14 protein-coding genes and 2 pseudogenes are annotated in these 19,849 nt (G+C 60.1%); 13 read left to right on the forward strand and 3 right to left on the reverse strand.

Going from position 1 to position 19,849, the window contains the following annotated elements; all coding sequences use genetic code 11:
* The first annotated feature begins 37 nt into the window (after window positions 1–37).
* The 4 genes from AC3IT6_RS22985 to AC3IT6_RS23000 all read left to right on the forward strand — a co-directional run bounded on the left by AC3IT6_RS22985 (window position 38) and on the right by AC3IT6_RS23000 (window position 4,784).
* Window positions 38–2,602, forward strand: coding sequence for a TonB-dependent receptor (locus AC3IT6_RS22985; protein WP_489353027.1), 2,565 nt, complete (start codon window positions 38–40; stop codon window positions 2,600–2,602).
* A gap of 113 nt (window positions 2,603–2,715) precedes the next feature.
* The gene (locus tag AC3IT6_RS22990) at window positions 2,716–3,324 is read left to right on the forward strand and encodes a biliverdin-producing heme oxygenase (protein WP_489353029.1); all 609 of its coding nucleotides are present in this window, start codon (window positions 2,716–2,718) and stop codon (window positions 3,322–3,324) included.
* Between the two features lie 188 nt (window positions 3,325–3,512).
* Window positions 3,513–3,902, forward strand: coding sequence for a YbaN family protein (locus tag AC3IT6_RS22995; protein ID WP_489353031.1), 390 nt, complete (start codon window positions 3,513–3,515; stop codon window positions 3,900–3,902).
* 147 nt (window positions 3,903–4,049) lie between these two features.
* On the forward strand, window positions 4,050–4,784 hold the full coding sequence (locus tag AC3IT6_RS23000) for a hypothetical protein (protein ID WP_489353033.1): 735 nt from the start codon (window positions 4,050–4,052) through the stop codon (window positions 4,782–4,784).
* A 61-nt stretch (window positions 4,785–4,845) separates the two neighbouring features.
* Here the strand turns inward: AC3IT6_RS23000 and AC3IT6_RS23005 are convergent, their stop codons facing one another.
* Window positions 4,846–5,802 (reverse strand): hypothetical protein, encoded by a 957-nt coding sequence (locus AC3IT6_RS23005; protein ID WP_489353035.1) that lies wholly within the window; start codon window positions 5,800–5,802, stop codon window positions 4,846–4,848.
* 573 nt (window positions 5,803–6,375) lie between these two features.
* Here AC3IT6_RS23005 and AC3IT6_RS23010 point away from each other — a divergent pair.
* From AC3IT6_RS23010 to AC3IT6_RS23020, 3 genes and pseudogenes are all read left to right on the forward strand, one after another.
* A pseudogene (locus tag AC3IT6_RS23010) lies at window positions 6,376–7,335 on the forward strand (methyl-accepting chemotaxis protein); the annotation flags it as partial.
* 375 nt (window positions 7,336–7,710) lie between these two features.
* Window positions 7,711–8,241 (forward strand): annotated as a pseudogene (locus tag AC3IT6_RS23015) (methyl-accepting chemotaxis protein); the annotation flags it as partial.
* 170 nt (window positions 8,242–8,411) lie between these two features.
* Window positions 8,412–9,761: a CoA transferase gene (locus AC3IT6_RS23020; protein WP_489353037.1), complete on the forward strand. Its 1,350-nt coding sequence runs from the start codon at window positions 8,412–8,414 to the stop codon at window positions 9,759–9,761.
* Window positions 9,762–9,891: 130 nt separating this feature from the next.
* Here AC3IT6_RS23020 and AC3IT6_RS23025 read toward each other — a convergent pair whose 3' ends face one another.
* Together AC3IT6_RS23025 and arcD (AC3IT6_RS23030) are read right to left on the reverse strand one after the other, a co-directional pair.
* Window positions 9,892–10,755: a DNA-3-methyladenine glycosylase family protein gene (locus tag AC3IT6_RS23025; RefSeq protein WP_489353039.1), complete on the reverse strand. Its 864-nt coding sequence runs from the start codon at window positions 10,753–10,755 to the stop codon at window positions 9,892–9,894.
* Window positions 10,752–12,179, reverse strand: a complete 1,428-nt coding sequence (gene arcD, locus AC3IT6_RS23030; protein WP_489353041.1) for an arginine-ornithine antiporter — start codon at window positions 12,177–12,179, stop codon at window positions 10,752–10,754. The genes AC3IT6_RS23025 and arcD (AC3IT6_RS23030) overlap by 4 nt, the downstream gene beginning before the upstream one ends.
* Window positions 12,180–12,623: 444 nt before the next feature.
* On the opposite strand from arcD (AC3IT6_RS23030), the gene arcD (AC3IT6_RS23035) reads away from it, so the two are divergent.
* The 6 genes from arcD (AC3IT6_RS23035) to AC3IT6_RS23060 all read left to right on the forward strand — a co-directional run bounded on the left by arcD (AC3IT6_RS23035) (window position 12,624) and on the right by AC3IT6_RS23060 (window position 19,656).
* The gene (arcD, locus tag AC3IT6_RS23035; protein WP_223445819.1) at window positions 12,624–14,051 is read left to right on the forward strand and encodes an arginine-ornithine antiporter; all 1,428 of its coding nucleotides are present in this window, start codon (window positions 12,624–12,626) and stop codon (window positions 14,049–14,051) included.
* 51 nt (window positions 14,052–14,102) lie between these two features.
* Complete coding sequence (gene arcA / locus AC3IT6_RS23040; RefSeq protein WP_150757911.1) at window positions 14,103–15,359, forward strand: arginine deiminase; 1,257 nt, start codon at window positions 14,103–14,105, stop codon at window positions 15,357–15,359.
* Between the two features lie 24 nt (window positions 15,360–15,383).
* Window positions 15,384–16,394: an ornithine carbamoyltransferase gene (locus tag AC3IT6_RS23045; protein WP_046042231.1), complete on the forward strand. Its 1,011-nt coding sequence runs from the start codon at window positions 15,384–15,386 to the stop codon at window positions 16,392–16,394.
* Window positions 16,395–16,581: 187 nt separating this feature from the next.
* Window positions 16,582–17,511, forward strand: coding sequence for a carbamate kinase (gene arcC, locus AC3IT6_RS23050; protein WP_150754446.1), 930 nt, complete (start codon window positions 16,582–16,584; stop codon window positions 17,509–17,511).
* A 63-nt stretch (window positions 17,512–17,574) separates the two neighbouring features.
* Window positions 17,575–17,937 (forward strand): DUF5064 family protein, encoded by a 363-nt coding sequence (locus tag AC3IT6_RS23055; protein WP_489353044.1) that lies wholly within the window; start codon window positions 17,575–17,577, stop codon window positions 17,935–17,937.
* A gap of 210 nt (window positions 17,938–18,147) precedes the next feature.
* Window positions 18,148–19,656, forward strand: a complete 1,509-nt coding sequence (locus tag AC3IT6_RS23060; RefSeq protein WP_489353046.1) for a sigma-54-dependent transcriptional regulator — start codon at window positions 18,148–18,150, stop codon at window positions 19,654–19,656.
* Window positions 19,657–19,849 lie beyond the last annotated feature (193 nt).

Raw genomic sequence — 19,849 nt, forward strand, 5'->3', positions numbered from 1 at the left:
GCACCTATAAAGATTCGTGCGACACGGAGCGCTATCGATGTCCCCTCGCCTTACCCGCCAAGCCCCTTCACCCTCCCGCGTGCTGTCGCTGCTGACCGCTGCCATCCTGATGGCCGGTACCGCACCGCTCATGGCCGCCACCGCCACCGAGCAATCGACCCGCAAAATGGGCGACTACTCGTTCGCCATTCCCCAGCAATCACTGGTGTCGGCACTCAATGCCTTTACCGCCGTGACGGGCTGGCAGGTCGGCGTGTCGGCAGAGCTGGCGCAAGGTGTGGCCTCGCCGGGAGTCCGTGGTTCGCTGCCGCCGGAGAAAGCCCTGGAGCGCCTGTTGGTGGGGACCAACCTGGGCTATCGCAAACTGGGCAACAACAGCATCGTTCTGGAGAAGCGCAGTGGTAGCAGCACGCTCAACCTGCAACAGGTGACCATCAGCGCCACCCGTAACGAGCAGGATGTGAACAGCGTACCGAGCACGGTCTCTGTCTACACGCGCGAAGATCTGGACCGCAACAACGTCAATACCATCAAGGAACTGGTGCGCTACGAACCCGGTGTTTCGGTAGGCGGCGCAGGCCAACGCGCTGGCATCACGGGCTACAACATTCGCGGCATCGATGGCGACCGCGTGCTGACCCAGGTCGATGGCGTTCAGGTGCCCGACGGTTTCTTCAACGGCCCCTATGCCCAGACCAACCGCAACTATGTCGACCCGGAAATCGTCAAGCGCGTGGAAATCCTCCGGGGACCGGCGTCGGTGCTGTATGGCAGCAGCGCCATTGGCGGTGCGGTCAGCTACTACACGCTGGACCCGGACGACATCATCAAGCCAGGCAAGGATGTCGGCGCGCGCCTGAAAACCGGCTACAGCTCCGCCGACGACAGCTGGCTGACGTCCGGCACCGTCGCCGGCCGCACCGGCGAGTTCGATGGCCTGTTGCATCTCAGTCAACGCAACGGTCATGAAACAGAGTCCTTTGGCGAAACTGGCGGCACTGGCCTTAACCGCACTGAAGCCAACCCCCAGGACGTGCGCACCACCAGCGTGCTGGCCAAACTGGGCTGGAATTACGCCGACGACGCACGCCTGGGCCTGACCTACGAGCATTACAAGGCCGACAGCGACACCAATCAATTGAGCGCAGTGGGCGGCCCGTTCAATGCCGGACGCGGTATGGGCTTCTACAAGTCCCGTACCGGTAACGACACGATCACCCGCGAACGCTTTGGCCTGGAACACAGCTTCGGCCTGGACAGCGCACTGGCTGACAACATCAAGTGGACGCTGAACTACCAGATCGCCAAGACCGACCAGAGCACCGAAGAGATCTACGCGCCGTCGCGGACCGTGCTGCGTAACCGCGATACGACTTACAAGGATCGCCAATGGGTGTTCGACGCCCAGGCTGACAAGTCGTTTGCCATCGCCGACACCGAACACCTCCTCACCTATGGCACCACCATCAAGCAGGACAAGGTTACCGGCCTGCGTACCGGTAGCGGCACCTGCCTGACCGTGGCCGGCGCCTGCCGTGTCATTGGTGCCCCTAGCGCCAGCGACACGCTGACACCCGCCAGTGACTTCCCGGACCCGACCATCAATAGCTACGCCCTGTTCGCCCAGGATCAGATCAGCTGGGGCAACTGGAGCTTCCTGCCCGGTGCACGCTACGACTACACCCAGCTCAAACCACACATCACCGACGAGTTCCTGGCCACCGCCGACCAGAGCCGCAACGGCGTGGTGAGCGACGAGACCAAGACCTGGCATCGCCTGTCGCCGAAGTTCGGCACCACCTACAGCTTCAACGATCACTACACCTGGTACGGCCAATACGCCGAAGGCTTCCGCACCCCGACCGCCAAGGCGTTATATGGTCGTTTCGAAAACATCGCCGGTGGCTATCGGGTAGCACCTAATCCGGACCTCGAACCGGAAAAGAGCAAAAGCTACGAGACGGGTTTGCGCGGCAACTTCGAGCAGGGTTCGTTTGACGTGGCGGTGTTCTACAACAAATACCGCGACTTCATTAACGAGAACGCCATCACTCCGGGCTACACCGAGACCACGTTCCAGAGCAACAACATCAAGCACGCCACCATCAAGGGTGCCGAGGTCAAGGGCCGTCTGAACCTCGACGCCTTCGGCGCGCCGCAAGGCCTCTACACCCAAGGCTCGGTGGCCTATGCCTACGGGCGCAACGACGACAACGGCGAGCCGCTCAACAGCGTCAACCCGCTGACCGGCGTATTCGGCCTCGGCTACGACCAGGACACCTACGGCGGCGTACTCAACTGGACGCTGGTGAAGAAGAAGGACCGCGTCGACAGCAGCAGTTTCAAAACCCCGGATGGCACCAGCACCCAGTTCAAGACGCCCGGCTTCGGCATTCTGGACCTGAGTGCGTTCTACAAAGTGACCGACGACGTGACCGTCAGCGGCGGCGTCTACAACCTCACCGACAAGAAATACTGGCTGTGGGATGACGTGCGCGGCTACGACAGCGTCGGCGAAGCCTCGGTGACCCAACCGGCCAACCTCGATCGCCTGACCCAGCCGGGTCGCAACTTTGCGGTCAACCTGATCTGGGATATCTGATCCGCTCATCTCGCCGGGCGGTTACATCAAGCCGCCCGGTGAGGATTTTTTACTGTCAGGCGCTTTCTTGTTCGTCTCGTTACCAAGCGCCTCTTCTTTTCCAAGGAATTGCCATGACTACCCAGGCCACCGAACAACGCCCCAACCTGCGTTCGCAGCGTTTGAACCAGATCACCAACGAGCCGCACAGCAAGCTCGATGCCCTGGTCAAGGCCCATGCCCCGTTTGAAACCCCGGCCAATTTCGCCCGCTTCGTGGTGGCGCAGTACCTGTTCCAGTCGGAACTGGTGTCGCTGTACAACGATGCCGAACTGACCGCCATCGTCCCGGACCTGCCGGCCCGCTGCCGTGCCGATGCAGCCAGGGCCGACCTCGCGGACCTGGACACCGACGTGCCAGCACCTGTCGCCGGTGCACTGAAGAGCCCGACCAAGGCCCAAGCCCTGGGCTGGATCTTCGTCTCCGAAGGTTCGAAGCTCGGCGCGGCGTTCCTGATCAAGCGTGCCGTGGGCCTTGGCCTGAGCGAAACCTTCGGCGCCCGCCACCTCGGCGAACCGGCCGGTGGCCGCGCTGAAGGCTGGAAGCGCTTCGTCCAGACCCTGGACGGCCTGGCGTTCAGCGCCCAGGAAGAAGCCGACGTGGAAAAAGGCGCCATCGACGCGTTCAGCCGGTTTACCGTGTTGCTGGAGCAGGCTTACGCCAGCGCACCGGAAGTCGCCTGACACACCGCTGTCCCTGTGGGAGCGGGCTTGCTCCGGGCGGCGTTCCGACGAAAGCGTAGTATCAGTCGACATGTTTTTTGAATGTCAGACCGCCTTCGCGAGCAAGTCGGATCGCCGCACCGCCGCTCCCACATTGGACGAAGCAAGTCTGTAGGATTTCGATTCGCCTCACGTGTTGCCTTGAGCCCATGCCCACCTCTTCAAAACTCTCCCGCCTCCTCTTCGGTCTGCTCGCCTATGTCAGCCTGGGCATCGGCCTGATCGCTATCGTCATACCCGGCCTGCCAACCACCGAGTTCGTCCTGCTGGCCGCCTGGGCCGCGACCCGCAGTTCGCCGCGCCTGAGTGCCTGGCTGGAAAACCACCGGCTGTTCGGCCCCATCCTCCAAAACTGGCGCAACGGCAAGATCATCGCGCGCCGGGCAAAAATCAGCGCCACGGTCAGCATGCTGTTATGTGCTGGCCTGATGTTGGTGATGCTCGATCACGGCTGGCCGATCTACCTGGCGATTGCCGGGATGGGGCTGGGCAACCTGTGGATCTGGTCACGGCCGGAATCATTGCCGCAAGTCACCTGAAACCTCTTCAAACTGCCCTGTAACAGCCGACAACAGCACACTTGAAAGTACCTACTTCCTGTTCGGATTTCTCCTACGTGTTTATCAGGTCATCCATGACCGGGTTTGGCCGTTAAGCACCATGAAACCCCACAACGAGAAGCTGACATGAATGTAAGTGCCGCTGCATCTTTTCAAGTTCCGTATCCGCAAACATTGAAAGCGAACACAGAAACGGCTCAATCCGAGAAAGTTGAAGGCCCGGTAATAAATGAGCAAAGGGGGAGGTTTCTCATCGACAAAATCATGGGTCGTGGAGAACAAAAAGGTTACACGTTCGAAGACCTGAAAGAGGTGGAGGCGTTTTTGGAGACGAACGATCGAGGCCCCGACGATTGTGGACTTTATTTTCGAATGAAGAGGGCCAGAAACGGGTTCCTCCTCGGTAAAGAAATCCAGGCAGGGATAAAGCTCCGTGAAATGGAAGAGATTTACTCCGATTTCAAAAAAGACCTGCAGAACAAATGGTCTGGCCTGGCCAATAAGCCAATGGGCTTCACCGTGGCCGAAGACGGTCAGTTGAAGGTCACTTCGCCGCCCGACACACTGACTGCCAGGGATGAGGAAATATTGAATACTCTGTTGAACGAGACCAAAGGTTTGCAAACCCTGACACTCAAGCATGCCAAGCTCGTGATCGAACTGGTCCAGATGGATAAACCACAGTTCGAAGGCAAGGTGAATCTTGACCTGCGCAACTTCCATAAGATGATTGACTATGGATTATTGCTGAACAAAGGTGCGCTTGACCTGAGAAATTCAGACTCCTGGCTGGACCAATTGCATAAAAAAGCCGAGAAGGAGCCGAGCGAGAGAAGGCAGGGGCTGCACATCGAGGCCTGATCGTTCGATAAAACCCGGCAAAGCGAACATATATGTGCGCTTTGCCGGGAACATGACAGACTTAGTTACGCAACATATTTTGATAGCATATCTGAGCAAATGAAACGTTCCGCACGTTGTAACCTCCCACACCCGAATCCTCTTTGCGTTGAACCTGGATCAACCAATACCCCAGGTTGTATTCAACTTCCCACTTATAGCGATACTTGCCACTACTGGTCCAGAAAGGATCAGACTTCAGCTGGCCATAACACCCACCCAACGGAGTGGCTTGCGCAGCGCTACCAGTGCTGTCCGTTATAAGGTCGAACCTTTCATCATCCGCCCCCGCCCCCTTGTTCAATATCAAGGTAGCGGTAGCACCTTCGAGCGGCTGCCCGGTCGAATCCCTCAATCGGACCGACCAATTCAAGACTCGGTAGGCCTGCGTAGTCGCCCAGTAGTGCCGCAGATCACCGGTATCGCCCTGGACGCGACTGTCGGCGTAATAAGGCGCTGAACCCAACTCAAGGTCGTAGATATCATCCGCCACGAACGGGGCAGACGGCATCTTCGAAATGCGAACCTGAACTTCCTGATTCGGCTGCAAGCCAGAAACCGTAAAGGGTTTACCCCAAGGGATTACGGCCCAATTTCCATCGCGGTTGTATTCCAGCCTCAATGGCCCTCCTTTCTTCACACCCGCATGGATCAACACATCCTGGCCCCGCACAGCCATGAAGCTGTAATGCTTCACATCCGTTTCGTCAGCCAGACTGTCCTCGAGGGTGTTCAGTTTGTCCGGCAGTACCGTGGTCGCCGAGGGTATTTGAGAGGCGATACCCGAAATAGCTGCCGAGTTCAGAAAAGACATGGCAGGTGCCGCACCTGCCGCCAATAACATCCCCCAAAAAAACAACACCGAGCGCAACCCGGTCCTTTTAATGCAAGTAATACACATGATGGCTTTCTCATTATTTACTGTCAGATGCCAGAAGCCAAAACTTCCGGAAGCGTTCCACCGAGGTGGCATCTGCATTTAATCGGTCCGCCCTTAATGAGAAGCGGTACATATGTATTTCGTGAATTTTATTTAAAGCGCAAAAAACACCCTGGACGTCGATGCCAAATTGATCACCGTCCATCCGTGACTTTTCCTCTTTTTACCCCCATTTTCGGCACATTTTTCTGCGCAAACGTTCAACCACTACCGTTCGTCGAGTTGCCCCTCATGTAACGTCAGCGCCACGCCGATGTGCATTGATCGGCGCTAAATGGATTTAGCGAGTGAGCCGCAACGGCCCACAGCCAACACTTCATCCATTCGCGAGTTCGCCCTATGTTCGACTCACTGTCCATCCGCCTGAAAATCGTCCTGCTGTCCGGTCTGTGCCTGCTGGGGGTAGTCGCCTTGATAGTGGGCATGAACATCTACCAGACCAATCAGAACGATGACCTGGTCAACGATTCCAGCAGCAGAATGCTCACCGCCAGTGTGCAGGACCTGCTCCAGGCCAAGGCCGCCGAGCAAGCGGTGCGGGTACAGAAGACCTTCGGTGAAACCCTGACGGTGGTGACCGCCCTCGCGGACCAGATCAAGGACATGCGCTCCATGGCCGCCAAGCGTTCGCTTGAGCCCGGCGCCCTGCGTGAGGAGTTGAACCAGAGCCTGAAAACCGCCTTCGAGCGCAACAGCAAGGTGCTGGGCATCTGGCTGGCGTTCGAACCCAACGGGCTGGACGGCAAGGACAGCGAATTCGCCAACGACGCCGCCCGCCAGTCCAACGAGATCGGCCGTTTCGCCACCTACTGGAGCCGTGCCGGTGGTGAGTCGCTGAACACCATCATGGTCGAAGAGGACATGACCAAAACCACCCTGAACCTCAGCGGCACGCCGTACAACGTCTGGTACACCTGCCCGCGGGACAGCAAGCGCACCTGCCTGCTCGACCCCTACGCCGATACTGTCGGCGGCAAGGAAGTGTTGATGACCACCATTTCCGTACCGCTGCTGGTGGATGGCAAGTCCATCGGCGTGGTCGGCATCGACATCGCCCTCGACGCCCTGCAAGCGGCGGCGGTCGACTCCCAGCGCGACCTGTTCAACAGTGCCGGGCACATGCTCATCGTTTCCGGCACTGGCGTGCTGGCCGCCTACAGTGTCGATGCCGGTAAAGTCGGCAAGAACATCGGCGACACCCTGGGCGGCGATGGCAAGGACATCCTGCAATTGCTCGGCAATGGCGCGCCGAAGATTCTCCAGCAAGGCGACCTGATCCGCGCGGTGTACCCGGTCAGCCCGATTGCCGATGCCAAGGCCTGGGCCGTGGTGATCGACTTGCCCAAACAAGTGCTGCTGGCCGACTCGGTGAAGCTGCAAGCGGTACTCGACGATGCCCAGCAAAGCGGCACGCTCAAGGCGCTGTCGGTGGCGGTGATTGCCGGTCTGCTCGGGCTGTTGCTGATGTGGCTTACCGCGTCCGGCGTGACCCGCCCGATCAACAGCGTGGCCGACATGCTCAAGGCGATTGCCAGTGGCGACGGCGACCTGACCCAGCGCCTGCACTACAGCAAGAAGGACGAGCTGGGCGAACTGGTGAGCTGGTTCAACCGCTTCCTCGACAAGCTGCAACCGACCATCGCGCAGATCAAGCAAAGCATCACCGATGCCCGTGGCACGGCCGACCAGTCTTCGGAAATCGCCCGCCAGACCAGTGAAGGCATGCAGGTGCAGTTCCGCGAAATCGACCAGGTCGCCACGGCGTCCAACGAAATGAGCGCCACCGCCCACGACGTCGCCAACAGCGCCTCGAACGCGGCCAACGCCGCCAAGGGTGCCGACCAGTCGGCCCGCGACGGCATGTCGATCATCGAGCGCAGCACTCGCGACATCAATCAACTGGCCGAAGAAGTCAGCAAGGCCGTGACCGAAGTCGAAGCCCTGGCGGTCAACAGCGAGCAGATCGGTTCGGTGCTGGAGGTGATTCGCAGCATCGCCGAACAAACCAACCTGCTGGCGCTCAACGCGGCCATCGAGGCCGCACGTGCCGGCGAGAGCGGTCGCGGCTTTGCGGTGGTGGCCGACGAGGTACGTAACCTGGCCAAACGCACCCAGGATTCGGTGGAAGAAATTCGCCTGGTGATCGAACGCATCCAGAGCGGCACCCGCGGCGTGGTCGCCACCATGCACTCAAGCCAGACCCAGGCCCACAGCAACGCCGGGCAGATCCAGCAGGCGGTCCAGGCGTTGGGCAAGATCAGCGATGCGGTCACCGTGATCAGCGACATGAACCTGCAAATCGCCAGTGCCGCCGAACAGCAAAGCGCCGTGGCCGAAGAGGTCAACCGCAACGTCTCGGCGATCCGCACCGTCACCGAAACCCTGACCGGCCAGGCCACCGAATCGGCGCAGATCAGCAGCCAGCTCAACTCCCTGACCACCCAGCAAATGAAGTTGATGGATCAGTTCCGCGTGTAAGCAGCACCAACGAAATGTGGGAGCGGGCTTGCTCGCGAATGCGGAGTGTCAGGCGACATCGATGTTGAATGTGCCGGCCTCTTCGCGAGCAAGCCCGCTCCCACAAAGGGATGTCATCGGGACTCGAGTTTTTGGACTAAGATCTGGCTCTCGCTCCAGAGGGCCCTTCGATGACTGATCTGCTCACGTCCATTCAAGCCGCACTCGGTTTGCCTCACACCCCGATTCCATTCACGTCCAGCGGCGCCCTGCCCTCGGCGTTTGCCGTCACGGATCTGGCCTGCGCCAGCATGGCTGCCGCAGGCCAGGCCGCCAGCGAACTGTTGCACCAGCAAACCGGGCACCTGCCCGGTCTTGAGGTCGACCGACGCCTCGCATCATTCTGGTTCGCAACCTCGATTCGCCCGCTTGGCTGGAGCGTTCCGCCGTTGTGGGACCCGGTGGCCGGTGACTACGCCACCCGCGATGGCTGGATTCGCCTGCATACCAACGCGCCCCATCACCGCGCCGCTGCCGAAAGCGTGCTCGGCGCCTGTGCCGACCGCGCAGCGATGACCGGCCAAGTGGCCCGATGGGCGAAAAGCGAGCTGGAGCAGGCGGTGGTCGATGCCGGTGGTTGCGCCGCCGAAATGCGCACCTGGGAACAATGGCAGACCCACCCTCAAGGCCAGGCAGTAAATGTCGAACCCTTGATTCTGTTCGCCAACCACCCAAGCCAGAGCCGCAAACCGTGGACAGGTTCAGTGGCTCGACCTCTGGCCGGCATCAAGGTGCTGGACTTGACCCGAGTACTGGCAGGCCCCATCGCCAGTCGCTTTCTGGCCGGCCTTGGCGCCGATGTCTTACGCATCGATCCACCGACCTGGAACGAGCCTGGGGTGGTGCCGGAAGTCACCTTGGGAAAACGTTGCGCGCGTCTTGATCTGAACGACAGGTCCGACCGCGCCGTATTCGAATGCCTGCTCAAGGATGCCGACATTCTGCTCCACGGCTATCGTGCCGATGCACTGGAGCGACTTGGCCTGGGCATGGATAAGCGCCGGCAACTGAACCCCGGTCTGATCGATGTTTGCCTCAACGCCTATGGCTGGAGCGGGCCCTGGCAAAACCGGCGGGGCTTCGACAGCCTGGTGCAGATGAGCAGTGGCATTGCCGAAGCGGGCATGCGCTGGAAGCAGGCGGACAAACCGACGCCATTGCCGGTGCAAGCCCTCGATCACGCCACCGGGTATTTGATGGCGGCCAGTGCGATCCGGTTGTTGTCGCAGCGGTTGAACGACGGTACGGGGGGTTCGGCGCGATTGTCGTTGGCGCGTACGGCGAGGTTGTTGATCGAGGCTGGGGCCGGGTCCGATGAGCCGTTGCGGGCAGAGGATCAAAACGATCAGGGGATACAGGTTGAGCAAACGCCCTGGGGGCCGGCGCATCGGTTGCAGGCGCCGCTTAAGATGACGGGGACACCATTGCAATGGAGATTGCCAGCAACTGATTTGGGTTCACATCGCGCGCAGTGGTGGTGACTTTCAGATAGCCATCGCGAGCAAGCTCGCTCCCACATTTGATCGCGGTCGTCAGCTAGTACTCGGTCAACTGTGGGAGCGGGCTTGCCCGCGAAGGCGTCAGGACTGCCAGTACAAATTCCGGATCAGCTCAGTCCGCCCGACTCAACGAAGTCCACAGCACCTGCGCCGCATACCCTCGATAAGGCCGCCACCCTTCAGCCCGCAACAACAGCTGCCTGGCTGTCACCGGCTCACCCTCCAGCGCCGCCAACGCGTTGATCAGCCCGACATCACCATTGGGAAACCCATCCAACTCCCGCAATTGCCGCAAGGCAATGTATTGCGCCGTCCAGTCACCAATCCCGTGCAAGGCCAGCAACCGCGCTACGCCCCCCTCCCGACCCGGCTCAAACAATCGCGGATCATCGAGCAGTGCCTGAGCCACCCCCGACAACGTCCGGCCTCGGCTTTTCGGCATGCCCAGCGCGGCCAGATCCGCCCCCGCCAGCACGTCAGCCGTGGGAAACACATGGCTCAATCCCGACTGCGGTGAACTCAATGGCACACCGTATTGCGCCACCAGTTTCCCCGCCAATTTGATCGCCGCCACCACCGTAATCTGCTGTCCCAGCACCGCACGGATCGCCAGTTCCAGCCCATCCCACGCCCCTGGCACACGCAACCCGGGGCGCTCGGCAATCAACCGCGCCATCAGCGGATCAACCGCCAGGTGCCGGTGAATCGTGGACAGGTCGGCATCCAGGTCGAACATTCGCCGCACTCGCGCAACGATCTCGGGCACGGCAGCAGCATCCGGAAAGTCCAGGCTCAGCTCGAGCGCATCGGATGCAGCAGGCTGGATCGAAAACGTACCGTGAACGCCATGCAAGTCGATGCTGCGCGAGTAAACACTCTCGACCACCGTTTCCAGGCCAACGATCGCCCGCGCCGACAAGAACCCCAGCAACGCCGGCCAGTCATAGGGCGGCTGGTACGCCAGCAACAACCTCACAGACTGAGCACTCCGCTGTACAACCCATAAGCGGCCAGCCCCGCACCACCGATGACACAGGTGAAAATGCCTTTCTCAACCACCGTGAACAGAGGCTTGCCCTGCTCGTTACGAGCCTTGGCGAACAGGATCACACCCGGTGCATACAGCAAGGCCGACAGCAGCAAATACTTCAGGCCGCCGGCATACAGCAACCACACCGCGTAGCCCAGGGCGATGCCACCGATCAGCAGGTCCTTGATCCGCTCGGCGGGTGCCTGTTGGTAGGTTTCACCTCGCGCGCACAACAACACCGCATAGGCCGCCGACCACAGGTACGGCACCAGAATCATCGAGGACGCCAGATAAATCAGGCTGGTGTAGGTGCCGGCGGAAAACAGCGTGATCAGCAGGAACAGCTGGATCATCGCGTTGGTCAGCCACATCGCATTGACCGGCACGCGGTTGGCGTTTTCCTTGGTCAGGAATGCCGGCATGGTCTTGTCTTTCGCCGTGGCGAACAGGATTTCGGCGCACAGCAGCGCCCAGGACAACAAGGCCCCCAACAGCGAGATCGCCAGGCCGACACTGATCAGCAACGCGCCCCAGGGGCCGACGATATGTTCAAGCACTGCCGCCAACGAGGGGTTCTGCAGTTTCGCCAGTTCCGGCTGGGTCATGATCCCCAGCGACAGCACATTCACCAGCACCAGCAGCGCCAATACCCCAATGAACCCGATCACCGTCGCGCGGCCCACGTCGGAGCGTTTCTCTGCCCGGGCCGAATAGACACTGGCGCCCTCGATACCGATGAACACGAACACCGTGACCAGCATCATGTGCCGGACCTGATCCATCACGCTGCCGAACTCCGGGTTGTTGCGCCCCCAGATATCGAGGGTAAAGATGTCCGCCTTGAACGCCACGGCAGCAATCACGATGAACATGATCAGCGGCACGATCTTGGCCACCGTGGTCACCTGGTTGATGAACGCCGCCTCCTTGATCCCGCGCATCACCACAAAATGCACGGTCCAGAGCAGCACCGAAGCGCAGACGATGGCGATCGGCGTGTTGCCTTCGCCAAAGACCGGAACGAAATAACCGAGGGTGCTGAACAGCAGCACGAAGTAGCCGACGTTGCCCAGCCAGGCGCTGATCCAGTAGCCCCAGGCCGAAGAAAAGCCCATGTAGTCGCCGAACCCGGCCTTGGCATAGGCGTACACCCCGGAGTCCAGCTCCGGCTTGCGATTGGCCAGGGTCTGGAACACGAATGCCAGGGTCAGCATGCCGACCGCAGTGATTGCCCAACCGATCAGGATCGCCCCGGCATCGGCCCTGGCCGCCATGTTCTGCGGCAGGGAAAAAATCCCGCCGCCGATCATCGAACCCACCACCAACGCAATCAAAGCGCTCAGGCGAAGCTTGTTCGGTGATTGCGCCATCGTTGCATCTCCATTTCCGAAAAGGGGCGACAACTGCCGCGAGATCGTCACATAACAGGCGTCAACTAAACTGTTGAAGAGTAATAACGTTTATTGGATAACGCCAACATACGTCTTTTAACTTGCACAAAACGGCTATTAGAGGCGCCGATATAATCATTTGTTGTATACGTTTTTCCAATACATCAATTTCGTACAAAAAACCCGCCGGGAAAATTTGCGAATTCTGAAAAACCAACTAGCGTCATAATTCGAAACAAACTATACAAAGTACTTAAATAATCTTGAAAAGGCTCTAGAACAAGCATTACAGGCAGCCGCCTTGCAAATGATGGCACTCCGCCAAGAAACTGGGAACGCTCTCATTTAGTGATCCAAGTCAGCTGATTGGATAGCCAACGGAATTAATCTGTTGCCTCTCTTCTCCTGCATTGGAGTCATGCAATGTCTGAAACTCCCGGAAAACTGAAACTCGGCGCGCTGGTTGCGTTAGTCGTGGGTTCGATGATTGGTGGCGGGATCTTTTCCCTGCCACAAAACATGGCGGCCAGCGCAGATGTCGGCGCCATTCTGATCGGTTGGGCGATCACCGCCGTCGGCATGCTCACCCTGGCGTTCGTGTTCCAGACCCTGGCCAACCGCAAACCCGATCTTGATGGCGGGGTTTACGCCTACGCCAAGGCCGGTTTCGGCGACTACATGGGCTTCTCGTCCGCCTGGGGCTACTGGATCAGTGCCTGGCTGGGCAACGTTGGCTACTTCGTCTTGCTGTTCAGCACCCTGGGTTATTTCTTTCCGGTTTTTGGCGAGGGCAATACCGTGGCCGCCGTAATCGGCGCCTCGGTGCTGCTCTGGGCCGTGCATTTCCTCGTACTGCGAGGGATCAAGGAAGCAGCGTTCATCAACCTGGTGACCACCGTCGCCAAGATCGTGCCGCTGCTGCTGTTCATGTTGATTGCGTTGTTCGCCTTCAAGCTGGACATCTTCACCGCTGACATCTGGGGCCTGAAGAACCCGGATCTGGGCAGCGTGATGGACCAGGTGCGCAAGATGATGCTGGTCACCGTGTGGGTGTTCATCGGCATCGAAGGCGCGAGCATCTTTTCGGCCCGGGCGGAAAAACGCAGCGATGTGGGTAAAGCCACCGTGATCGGCTTCGTCACCGTGCTGCTGTTTTTGGTCCTGGTCAACGTGCTGTCGCTGGGGATCATGACCCAGCCGGAACTGGCCAAACTGCAGAACCCGTCAATGGCCGCCGTGCTGGAGCACGTGGTCGGTCATTGGGGTGCGGTGCTGATCAGCGTCGGTTTGATCATCTCGTTGCTGGGGGCGCTGCTGTCGTGGGTGCTGCTGTGCGCGGAGATCATGTTCGCCGCCGCCAAGGACCACACCATGCCGGCGTTTTTGCGCAAGGAAAACGCCAACCATGTACCGGTCAACGCCCTGTGGCTGACCAACGCCATGGTCCAGGTTTTCCTGATCATCACACTGTTCTCGGCCAGCACTTACCTGTCGCTGATCTACCTCGCCACCTCGATGATCCTGGTGCCATACCTGTGGTCGGCGGCCTACGCGTTGTTGTTGGCGGTGCGTGGCGAAAGCTACGAAGGCGCGGCGGGCGAGCGGCAGAAGGATCTGATCATCGGTGCGGTGGCCCTGATCTACGCGATCTGGCTGCTGTACGCCGGCGGCATCAAGTACCTGCTGCTGTCCGCCCTGCTCTACGCCCCCGGCGTGATCCTGTTCGCCAAGGCCAAGCTGGAAATCAACAAACCGGTTTTCACCAACGTCGAGAAGCTGATTTTCGCTGCGGTGGTCGTCGGCGCCGTGGTGGCGGCCTACGGTCTCTACGACGGCTTCCTGACCCTTTAGCTCCTGTTTCTAGAAGCACAACCCTGTTTTGTCATCTGGAGGATCACTGTAATGACCAAGGAAAAAGTTAAGTTCGGCGTCCATTCCGAAGCCGGCAAACTGCGCAAAGTCATGGTTTGCTCCCCAGGCCTGGCCCATCAGCGGCTGACCCCGAACAACTGCGATGAACTGCTGTTCGACGATGTGCTGTGGGTGGCCCAGGCCAAGCGCGACCACTTCGACTTCGTTACCAAGATGCGTGAACGCAACATCGATGTGCTGGAAATGCACAACCTGCTGACCGACATCGTCGCCATTCCCGAAGCCCTGGACTGGATTCTGGAACGCAAGATCACCGCCAACTCGGTGGGCCTGGGCCTGATCAACGAAACGGCCTCGTGGCTGCGCAGCCTGGAGCCGCGCAAGATCGCCGAGTTCCTGATCGGCGGCGTCTCGGGCGATGATTTGCCCACCAGTTTCGGCGGCAAGGCCATCGAGATGTTCCGCGACTTCCTCGGCAACTCCAGCTTCATCCTGCCGCCGCTGCCCAACACCCAGTTCACCCGCGATACCACCTGCTGGATCTACGGTGGCGTCACCCTCAACCCGATGTACTGGCCGGCGCGCCGTCAGGAAACCCTGCTGACCACCGCCATCTACAAGTTCCACCCCGAGTTCACCAACGCCGACTTCCAGATCTGGTACGGCGACCCGGACAAAGAACATGGCAACTCCACCCTTGAGGGCGGTGATGTGATGCCGATCGGCAACGGCGTGGTGTTGATCGGCATGGGCGAACGCTCGTCGCGCCAGGCCATTGCCCAACTGGCGGTGAACCTGTTCAAAAACAAGGCCGTCGAGAAAGTGATCGTCGCCGGCCTGCCGAAATCCCGCGCGGCGATGCACCTGGATACCGTGTTCAGCTTCTGCGATCGCGACCTCGTCACGATCTTCCCGGAAGTGGTGAACCAGATTGTCGCCTTCACCCTGCGTCCCGACGAAAGCAAGGCCGGCGGCATCGACATCCGTCGCGAAGAAACCAACTTCCTCGACACCGTGGCCCAGGCCCTGAACCTCAAGGCCCTGCGCGTGGTTGAAACCGGCGGCAACAGCTTCGCCGCCGAACGCGAGCAATGGGACGACGGCAACAACGTAGTGGCCGTGGAACCGGGCGTGGTCATCGGCTACGACCGCAATACCTACACCAACACCCTGCTGCGCAAGGCCGGTGTGGAAGTGATCACCATCAGCGCCGGCGAACTCGGCCGGGGACGGGGCGGCGGCCATTGCATGACCTGCCCGATCATCCGCGACCCGATTGACTACTAACCTGTTCACCTTAGGAGATCCAAAATGGCGTTCAATATCCATAACCGCAATCTGCTGAGCCTGGAACACCACACCCCTCGCGAATTGCGCTACCTGCTCGACCTGTCCCGCGACCTCAAGCGTGCCAAGTACACCGGCACCGAACAGCAGCATCTCAAGGGCAACAACATCGCGCTGATCTTCGAAAAAACCTCGACCCGCACCCGCTGCGCGTTCGAAGTCGCAGCCTATGACCAGGGCGCCAACGTCACCTACATCGACCCGAACTCCTCGCAGATCGGCCACAAGGAAAGCATGAAGGACACCGCCCGCGTGCTCGGGCGCATGTACGATGCCATCGAGTATCGTGGCTTCAAGCAGGAAATCGTCGAGGAACTGGCCAAATTCGCCGGCGTGCCGGTGTTCAACGGCCTTACCGACGAATATCACCCGACGCAAATGATCGCCGACGTGTTGACCATGCGTGAACACGCCGACAAACCGATCCACGAGATCAGCTACGCCTACCTGGGCGACGCGCGCAACAACATGGGTAATTCCCTGTTGCTGATTGGCGCCAAGCTCGGCATGGATGTGCGTATCTGCGCGCCAAAAGCCCTGTGGCCGGCGGACGACCTGGTGGCTCGCTGCAAACAGTACGCAGAAGAAAGCGGCGCGCGCATCACCCTCACCGAAGACCCGAAAGCGGCGGTCAAGGGCGTGGACTTCATCCATACCGATGTGTGGGTGTCGATGGGCGAGCCGGTCGAAGCCTGGGCCGAGCGCATCCAGCAACTGCTGCCGTATCAGGTCAACGCCGAACTGATGAAAGCCACCGGCAACCCGCGCACCAAGTTCATGCACTGCCTGCCGGCGTTCCACAACAGCGACACCAAGATCGGCAAGCAGATTGCCGAGCAGTACCCGCACCTGAAGAACGGCATCGAAGTGACCGATGACGTGTTCGAGTCGCCAGCCTGCATCGCCTTCGAGCAAGCGGAAAACCGCATGCACACCATCAAGGCGATTCTGGTGTCGACACTGGCTGATCTCTAACGGCTGACTCGCTCCCACTGACGCAACGCGGTCAATGTGGGAGCGGGCTTGCTCGCGAAAGCGGTGTGTCTGACAACAATGATGTCGACTGACACTCCGTCTTCGCGAGCAAGCCCGCTCCCACACTGGCCCGATTCCAACCGGGAGATCGAGTTGTTTGTGACTTCTCTTTTAGAAGGACTGCACCATGCGTATCGTCGTTGCTCTGGGCGGTAATGCCCTGCTCCGCCGGGGCGAACCCATGACCGCTGACAACCAGCGCGCCAACATCCGGATCGCCACCGAACAGATCGCCAAGATTCATCCCGGCAACCAACTGGTCATCGCCCATGGCAATGGCCCTCAGGTCGGCCTGCTGTCATTGCAAGCGGCGGCCTACACCTCGGTTTCGCCCTATCCGCTGGACGTGCTCGGTGCCGAAACCGAAGGCATGATCGGCTACATCATCGAACAGGAACTGGGCAACCTGCTGGACTTCGAAGTGCCCTTCGCGACCCTGCTGACCCAGGTCGAAGTCGATGCCAATGACCCGGCCTTCAAGAACCCGAGCAAGCCCATCGGCCCGGTCTACAGCAAGGCCGAGGCGGAGCAACTCGCCGCCGAGAAAGGCTGGGCCATTGCCCCGGATGGCGACAAATACCGCCGCGTGGTCGCCAGCCCGAAACCGAAGCGCATCTTCGAAATCCGTCCGATCAAATGGCTGCTGGAAAAAAGCAGCATTGTGATCTGCGCCGGCGGCGGCGGCATTCCGACCATGTATACCTCGCCTGGCAAACTCGAGGGCGTCGAAGCGGTTATCGACAAGGACCTGTGCTCGGCACTTTTGGCCGAACAGCTTGAAGCCGATCTGCTGGTGATCGCCACCGACGTCAACGCCGCGTTCATCGACTTTGGCAAACCCACGCAGAAAGCCATTGCCCAGGCGCACCCCGACGAAATGGAAAAACTCGGCTTCGCCGCCGGCTCCATGGGACCGAAGGTGCAGGCAGCCTGCGAATTCGCGCGCCATACTGGAAAAGTCGCAGTGATCGGTTCGCTCGCGGACATCGAAGCGATTGTCCAGGGCAAGGCCGGCACGCGCATCAGTACGGCGACACCGGGCATCAGCTATCAGTAAACGAAACATCGGGGCAGGCCTGAGGCCTGTCCTGATTCAAGATCTTTTGAAGGAGAGTCAACAATGGCAACGTTCGAGCCGGGTCACCTGCACATCGAGCGACACGCGCTGAACAAGGATGACGTCAGCTACAACATCTACCTCGACTATGAAGTCAGCCAGGATCCCAAGGAAGGCAAAGGGATGCTGTTCAAGATGCACGGCAGCATTCAGAACAAGGACATGAGCGAGTCGTTCTTCCTGCCCAAGGACATGGCCTACAACTTCGCCAGCAACGTCACCAAGATTGCCGAGAAGCATGGCATCCCGAAAACCCATAGCAACATCGGTTCGATCCACAAGCATTACGACGCAATGTTCGAAGATGTGCGGGTGCAGTTGAACATGAAATCGGGCGACCCGGTCAAACCCGAGCACCTGGAATAACTGATTCACCACAATCTACTGTGGGAGCGGGCTTGCTCGCGAAAGCGGTGTATCAGTCGCCAACGATGGTGTCTGACACGACGCTTTCGCGAGCAAGCCCGCTCCCACATTGGTTCGATGGGCACTTGCAAAACCGTTTCAAAATTTCACCATTAGCCCGCCCCAAGGCATACTTGCCACCCTTCGCACTGCAGACCCCAAGACCGCCCCATGCGTATCCACGTCAGTTTCATCGACCGCGTCGGTATCACCCAGGAAGTCCTGGCCCTGCTCGGTGGGCGCAATCTGAACCTGGATGCGGTGGAGATGGTCCCGCCCAATGTTTATATCGACGCCCCGACCCTGAGCCCGCAAGTCCTCGAGGAACTGCGCGATGCCCTGTTCAGCGTGCGTGGCGTGCAAGCGGTGACGGTGGTCGACATCCTGCCCGGCCAGCGCCGGCACTTGCAGCTCGACGCCTTGCTGGCAGCCATGACCGACCCGGTGCTGGCACTGGACAGCGACGGCAAGGTGCTGCTGGCCAACCCGGCCCTGATCGCCCTGTACGGCCGCGAACCGAACGGTGAAAGCGTGGGCGACCTGTTTGCCGACCCGGCCTTGCTCGACGCCCTGCTCGAACACGGCTTTCGCCTGCCGCTGCGGGAAATCACCGTCAACGGCCAGACCCTGTTGCTCGACGCCACGCCGATCACCGACGCCGGTGCCCTGCTGACGCTGTACCAACCGAACCGCATCGGCGAACGCCTTTCCGCGCTGCACCATGACCACGCCGAAGGTTTCGATGCCCTGCTCGGCGAGTCTCCGGTGATCCGCACCCTCAAGGCGCGCGCCCAGCGGGTGGCGGCCCTCGATGCACCGCTGCTGATCCAGGGCGAAACCGGCACCGGCAAGGAACTGGTGGCCCGCGCCTGCCACGCCATCAGCGCCCGGCACAGTTCACCCTTTCTGGCATTGAACTGCGCGGCATTGCCGGAGAACCTCGCCGAAAGTGAACTGTTCGGCTACGCCCCCGGCGCTTTCACCGGCGCACAACGGGGCGGTAAGCCGGGGCTGATGGAGCTGGCCAACCAGGGCACGGTGTTTCTCGATGAAATCGGCGAGATGTCGCCGTATTTGCAGGCCAAATTGCTGCGCTTCCTCAACGACGGCAGTTTTCGCCGGGTCGGCGGTGACCGTGAGGTCAAGGTCAACGTACGGATCCTCAGCGCCACCCACCGCGACCTGGAAAAAATGGTCAGCGAAGGGCTGTTCCGTGAAGACCTGTTCTATCGCCTCAACGTCCTCAACGTTGAAGTGCCACCCCTGCGCGAACGCGGCCAGGACATCCTGCTGCTGGCCCGCTACTTCATGCAACAAGCCTGTGCGCAGATCCAGCGACCGATCTGTCGCCTGGCGCCGGGCACTTACCCGGCGCTGCTGGGCAACCGCTGGCCGGGCAACGTACGGCAATTGCAGAACGTGATCTTCCGTGCCGCGGCGATTTGCGAAAGCAGCCTGGTGGACATCGGCGACCTCGACATCGCCGGCACCTCGGTGGCCCGCCAGGGCGACCATGACGTCGACAGCCTGGAACAGGCCATGGACGAGTTCGAGAAAACCCTGCTGGAAAAACTCTATGCCAGCTATCCCTCGACCCGGCAACTGGCGACCCGCCTGCAAACCTCCCACACGGCGATTGCCCATCGGTTGCGCAAGTACGGGATTCCGAGCAAGGCCTGACACCGAACAAAACTGTGGGAGCGGGCTTGCTCGCGAAGGCGGTGTATCAGTCGATATCGATGCTGCCTGACAGACCGCATTCGCGAGCAAGCCCGCTCCCACAGTAATTTTGCGCTGCATTCAAAACCCCACTCCAAAAACGACCTCCACCTGTACTGAAAGCGCTACAGCGGAACGATATCGCTACACCCCT

The sequence above is a fragment of the Pseudomonas sp. KH_017 genome, from assembly GCF_057840285.1.

Bases quoted from the DNA above. Each gene is read 5' to 3' on its own strand.
- arcD (WP_223445819.1), top strand. From the start codon at position 12,624: ATGTCTGAAACTCCCGGAAAACTGAAACTCGGCGCGCTGGTTGCGTTA.
- AC3IT6_RS23045 (WP_046042231.1), top strand. From the start codon at position 15,384: ATGGCGTTCAATATCCATAACCGCAATCTGCTGAGCCTGGAACACCAC.
- arcA (WP_150757911.1), top strand. From the start codon at position 14,103: ATGACCAAGGAAAAAGTTAAGTTCGGCGTCCATTCCGAAGCCGGCAAA.
- AC3IT6_RS22990 (WP_489353029.1), top strand. From the start codon at position 2,716: ATGACTACCCAGGCCACCGAACAACGCCCCAACCTGCGTTCGCAGCGT.
- arcC (WP_150754446.1), top strand. From the start codon at position 16,582: ATGCGTATCGTCGTTGCTCTGGGCGGTAATGCCCTGCTCCGCCGGGGC.
- AC3IT6_RS22995 (WP_489353031.1), top strand. From the start codon at position 3,513: ATGCCCACCTCTTCAAAACTCTCCCGCCTCCTCTTCGGTCTGCTCGCC.
- AC3IT6_RS22985 (WP_489353027.1), top strand. From the start codon at position 38: ATGTCCCCTCGCCTTACCCGCCAAGCCCCTTCACCCTCCCGCGTGCTG.
- arcD (WP_489353041.1), bottom strand. From the start codon at position 12,179: ATGGCGCAATCACCGAACAAGCTTCGCCTGAGCGCTTTGATTGCGTTG.
- AC3IT6_RS23000 (WP_489353033.1), top strand. From the start codon at position 4,050: ATGAATGTAAGTGCCGCTGCATCTTTTCAAGTTCCGTATCCGCAAACA.
- AC3IT6_RS23020 (WP_489353037.1), top strand. From the start codon at position 8,412: ATGACTGATCTGCTCACGTCCATTCAAGCCGCACTCGGTTTGCCTCAC.
- AC3IT6_RS23005 (WP_489353035.1), bottom strand. From the start codon at position 5,802: ATGCAGATGCCACCTCGGTGGAACGCTTCCGGAAGTTTTGGCTTCTGG.
- AC3IT6_RS23055 (WP_489353044.1), top strand. From the start codon at position 17,575: ATGGCAACGTTCGAGCCGGGTCACCTGCACATCGAGCGACACGCGCTG.
- AC3IT6_RS23060 (WP_489353046.1), top strand. From the start codon at position 18,148: ATGCGTATCCACGTCAGTTTCATCGACCGCGTCGGTATCACCCAGGAA.